Annotated in this window: 2 protein-coding genes; both read right to left on the bottom strand. The window is 73.9% G+C overall.

Translation table 11 applies throughout. The features are described from left to right. Window positions 1-667: M23 family metallopeptidase (locus ACFYZF_RS30570; RefSeq protein ID WP_387026644.1), on the bottom strand; the 667-nt coding region annotated here is incomplete at its 3' end. Between the two features lie 11 nt (window positions 668-678). After that, window positions 679-3959: DUF2961 domain-containing protein (locus tag ACFYZF_RS30565; protein ID WP_387026642.1), on the bottom strand; the 3281-nt coding region annotated here is incomplete at its 5' end.

The raw sequence follows: 3959 nt of genomic DNA, 5'->3' as shown, positions 1-3959 counted from the left end.
CGGTGGAGGTGGCGACGTACACGTCGTTGAGGGTTCCTTGGGTGAACGCGACGATGTCGTCTTTACCGTCCCCACTGAAATCCGTCGACGAACCCCCCAGATACCGACCACCCCCACCACCACCGCAGTTGTCGCTGACCAGGTACTTCTGGTGGTACTGGCCCGGGTAGGGCGCGAGCGAGACACCGTTGATGACGATCGACTGCCCCACCCCGTTGTAGAGCTGTTCGTAGTGGACGTGCGGGCCGGAGGAGTTGCCGGTGCTGCCGGTGACGCCGATCTGCTGGCCCTGCTCGACGTACGCCCCGTCGGGCACCGAGTAGGCGCTGAGGTGGAAGTAGTAGGTGGTCCAGCCGCCGCCGTGGTCGATGACCACGTAGTTGCCGGCGCCGCTGGGCTGCGCGTAGCGGCGGGCCACGCCGGCGGCGGAGGCGACCTGCGGCGTGCCCCCGGTGGTGCCGCCGTCGGCCCGCACGAAGTCCAGCGCCTGGCGCACCTCGGCGCTGTGGTGGTCGTAGGTCCACCGCTGCCCGCACGGGAACGGCGCCTTGAAGTTGGGCGCGGCCAGCGCGGCCGGGGGCGCCGACACGACGCCGGTCAGGACGGCCGAGGCCAGGGTGACCAGCGCGACGAGGCAGCGGCGGAGGGTTCTCGGGTACCGGGGCATGGCGGCTCCTGTCAGGGGAGGCTCGGGCGGGGAAGGTCGGAGCCGGGGGCGATCTGGTCGCTCCACCGCCAGCCGTTCTGCACGAGGCGGCTGCCGTCGGAGAGCGACACGTAGGCGTCGGCGGCGCTGCCGCGGGTGTAGGTGACGGCGTCGCCACGCCCGTCGCCGTCGAAGTCGCCGACGCCGGGCAGCTCGGTGCCGATCGCGAAGTTGCCGTGCCAGGTGGCGGCGGCACCGAAACCCCCGCCGGTGGAGGGACGGACCAGGACGTCGGCGCTCGCGCCCCGGGTGAAGACGACGACGTCGTCGCGGCCGTCCCCGGTGACGTCCGCCAGCGCGGGAAGTTGGCTGCCGGTGGCCACGCCGTCGCCCCACTTCCAGGCGTGCTGGACGAAGCGGCTGCCGTCGGAGAGCGAGGCGTAGACGGCGCCGCCGACGCCCTGGAGGAAGGTGACGATGTCGTCGCGCCCGTCGCCGTCCACGTCGCCGACGGCGGGGGTCTCGGTGCCGGCGGCGAAGAAGTCGTGCCACTTCACCCCGGGCCCGAAGCCGGTGCCGGTGGACAGCGCGACGTAGACATCGGCGCTCGCGCCCCGGGTGAAGGTGACGATGTCGGTTCGCCCGTCGCCGTTGACGTCGCCGACGGCGGGGGTCTCGGTGCCGACGGCGAAGAAGTCGTGCCACCTACTGGCCGGTCCGAAGCCGGCGCCGGTGGACAGCGCGACGTAGACATCGGCGCTCGCGCCCCGGGTGAAGGTGATGACGTCGGCCCGGCCGTCGCCGTCGACGTCGCCGGTGAAGGGCAGTTCGGCGTCGGTGGCGAAGAAGTCGTGCCACCTGCCGGCCGGCCCGAACCCGCTGCCGGAGGAGATCGAGGCGAAGACGTCGGCGGTGACGCCACGGGTGAAGTCGACCACGTCGTCCCGACCGTCGCCGTTGACGTCGCTGGTGTTGCGGCCACGGCTGACCGCGGTGGCGGCACCCGACGCCGGGCCGGCGTTGGCGGCCTCGTCCAGCGCCACGACCCGGTAGTGCCAGCGTTGCCCGGCGCCGAGCGGTCCGTGCCGGAAGCTGGTGGTCCGCACGGTGCCGAGCAGGTTGGCCGGGGTGGTCGGCACGTCGGCGGCACGTGCGCCGTAGACCCGGTAGCCGGCCACGCCCACGTCGTCGGCCGCCGCCGGCCAGCTCAGGGCGACCGCGTGGGTCCGGGCGGCGGCGGTCGGCGCGGCGACCGCCGTCGGCGGTCGGGTGTCGGCGTACGGACGTACCAGGCTGGACGCGGTGTAGGAGCTGGCGGTCCAGGCGGGCCGGTCGACGGCCGGGACCAGCGTCACGGTTACCGAGGACCGGCCGGCGGTCACCGGGGCCGGCAGGACGAACTCGTCGCTGCGCCACCGGTGCGTGCCGTTGCCCTGCGGCTGGGACCAGGTGCCCACCGCGACCCCGTCGACGGCCACCGTCACCTGCTGGCCCGCTACGCCCTGTTCGCCGGTGCGTCGCAGCCGTACACCCTGGTTGTCCGGGGCGACGGCGAGGCGGAAGCGGACCGGGGCCGTGGCGGCGCGAACCTGCCCGGTGACCGTCGCCGCGTCGTCGTCGCCCTCGAAGACCGAGGTGAGGGGGTACTGCGTCGCGGCGCCGTCGGAGTAGTCGTGGGCCGCGCGACTCGCCGCGTCACCGACGGTGACCGTGTCGGTGAGCGCCTGTCCGACGGTGGGTTGGGTGTAGAGGTAGGCCGTGGAGCCGTACTCGGCGGGCATGTCGTTGGCCGGGCCGTGCTCGATGCCGAAGCGCAGGCCGGTGCCGTAGTCGATCGAGTCGCCGATCATCAGCCGGTACGCCGCGTCGCACTCGTACGGGCAGCCGCCGGTGCGCAGCTGGTGCCCGGGGTTGCCGGTGAAGACGCCGGAGTAGGTGCCCCGGTTGAAGTACCAGCCGGACTCGTAGAAGTCCTCGGTTCCGGTGCCGTGCAGCTGAGGCGTCGCCGAGCCGTCGACGTGGATTCGCTCGTCGCCCTCCAGGTAGTTGCGGGTGTTGCCGTCGGCGACGTGGCCGCGCATGGTCTGTGACACGCCGACGAGGCGCCCGCGTCCGCCCTGCTCGGCGACGGTCCAGTCCTGCCCCGGGGTGGTCGTCCCCCGCCGGGACTGGGCGGTGAAGTAGCCGGCGTCGCCGTCGGCGGCCAGGGCGTCGGTCCACTGGTCGCCGGGTGCGGAGGTGATCTCCCAGCCGACGCCGGCGAGGTCGACGCCGTCGGTGTTGACGAGGGTGACGGCGGCGGCGGTCCGGAACGGCATCGGCCACCAGGAGCTGTACCAGCCGCCCGGGGCGGTGTCCATGGCGGACATCAGCGACCGGACCGGCCGCTCACCGAGCCCGGAGCCGAAGAACTCTGCCACCGGCGAGTCCACTGTCGTCCGGCCGTCGAAGGTGATCCGCAGCCGCAGCCGCCCGAGGCGGGAGTCGGTGGCGCTCGCGTCGGGCACCCGCAGGCGCAGCGCCGTGAGCGCCCGGGGACCGGCCAGGCTGGCGAGGGCGACCTGGCCGTTGGCGGGGACGGTGTGGGTGCCGCCGATCGTGGCCGCGCCGGGCTGCGCCGGCTTGGGATCGCGGGTGCCGGCGGCCCGCAGCAGGTCCACCACGTCGGTGGCGGCGTCCGCGGGGTCGAAGGACGGGATCCCCTGGGCGTCGGCAAAGCTGCGGTAGGTGACGTGGTGGAACAGGGGGTTGTGCTGGGTGGTGACGCGCATCGACCGCCGGTAGGGCATCGGCACCTTGACGGTCACCCCGCCGGACGTCTGGTCGGCGTTGCTCACCAGGGGGTAGACGAACGGGGCGCCGAGGCCGCCGTCGACGAGGTGCTGCAACCCGGTGTCGACGACCGTCGCGCCGTCCAGCTCGATCCGGATCCACCCGGTGGCGTCGACCGCGCCGTCGTCGCGGGTGAACCAGATCGACTCGATCTCACCGGCGCCGTGGTCCTCGGCGATCACGCAGCCGCCGACCGTACGCAGGCAGGAGTGGACGCCGCTGAACCCGTCGTCGTTGCCGCCGGCCCGGTCGAAACTGGAGAACTGCCGCGTCCGTGAGCCGCCGCCGAGGTGGGGCAGCCGGTCGAGGCGACGGTAGACGTCCCAACCGACGGCACCGGGGTCGGCCGGGGCCGAGACGGTGGTCGCCGGCGTGGTGGCAGGGCCCGGCGTGGTGGCAGGGCCCGGCGTGGTGGCAGGGCCCGGCGTGGTGGCAGGGCCCGGCGTGGTGGCAGGGCCCGGCGTGGTGGCAGGGCCCGGCG

The organism is Micromonospora sp. NPDC001898 (assembly GCF_042891255.1).
Classification (GTDB): domain Bacteria; phylum Actinomycetota; class Actinomycetes; order Mycobacteriales; family Micromonosporaceae; genus Micromonospora.
Note: the sequence above shows the minus strand (reverse complement) of the source record. Positions and strands in the feature narration are given on the sequence as shown.